The organism is Acinetobacter sp. YH16053 (assembly GCF_013417035.1).
Classification (GTDB): domain Bacteria; phylum Pseudomonadota; class Gammaproteobacteria; order Pseudomonadales; family Moraxellaceae; genus Acinetobacter; species Acinetobacter towneri.
In genome coordinates this window covers 1-1055 of the sequence record NZ_VPEP01000160.1, presented here as the reverse complement: position 1 = coordinate 1055, position 1055 = coordinate 1, and the positions used below count along the sequence as shown (strand labels likewise).

Sequence of the window (1055 nt, the reverse complement as noted above, 5' to 3'; positions counted from 1 at the left end):
ACTGTAATCTCCAGCCATAATTCGCTCACATGTTTTCATGAGTCTTTCAACTACTTCTGATATCACATCTTCAGTAGATTCTGACTTTCCAAATTGACTTTCATCTAAAAGGAAATCTGGTATTACTTGCTTCATTACACTTTGAGTGACTCGTTTAAATAAGTAAGGAGCACATACATCAACACTAATTTGATGGATTTTCCTAGTTCTTAACAAGTTACAAGTAACTTCAGAAAATATTAAATTACGTATTTCTGTATTTATAAAATCTAATAACTTACGATTAAGGGTCATTTGTAGATTCACTACAATATTTAAAATTTCCTGATATTCTTCATTTTTTAAACTTTTAAAAAATTCAACACTGTACCCATAGAAATCGACGAAACCAAAACCAACTCGATGATCAGGATTTGTTTGGCTTATTCTTGCTTGAATAGACTTCAAATCTTCATCTGTAAGTAACTTTAATCCATAGTCATCGAAAGCCTTCCTTATAATTTGATCAGCATCATCTATAGAAACTACAGTTTTAACATTAAAGAAATTTTTTAAAATTGTAGATTCAGCATAGATCCTATTTGTTAAATCAGTGCCATTAACTGCATCGACTTTGATGCTAGTAAGTATTTTTTTTACCTCTTCTAATGGAGGAGAGAATCTCTCCTTTCGAAAAGACTCATATTCTTCTACTATCTCACTAATATACTTAGCAATATTCCCGTTATTAATATCATCAAGAATACTAAGACTATAATTATGAATTAGATCATTTGCAGGTTCAGTAAAATCATTCGATACGTAAATCAAATACTTGAAATTATTAAGATTAGGAAGAATTGAAGAGTCCTTACTAGCATATAGTGCAAACTTAATCAGCTCTTTTAATAACTGAGGTTTGGTTAGCCTTCCCGTATATTTTTTACACTGAATTAATCCAGAAACACCATCTTTTCCATAAAGTACACAGTCTCGTCCTCTCTCTCCAACCCCCTGCATTAGTACAATATCTGTAAGGTCTTGATGTTTTTTTTTCTTAATTTCTTCCTTAACTA

Annotated in this window: 1 protein-coding gene; it reads right to left on the bottom strand. The window is 30.8% G+C overall.

The genetic code is table 11. The features are described from left to right. Window positions 1-1055, bottom strand: a 1055-nt coding sequence (locus tag FTV43_RS15805) for a hypothetical protein (protein ID WP_179995870.1), incomplete at both ends; no start/stop codon positions are given.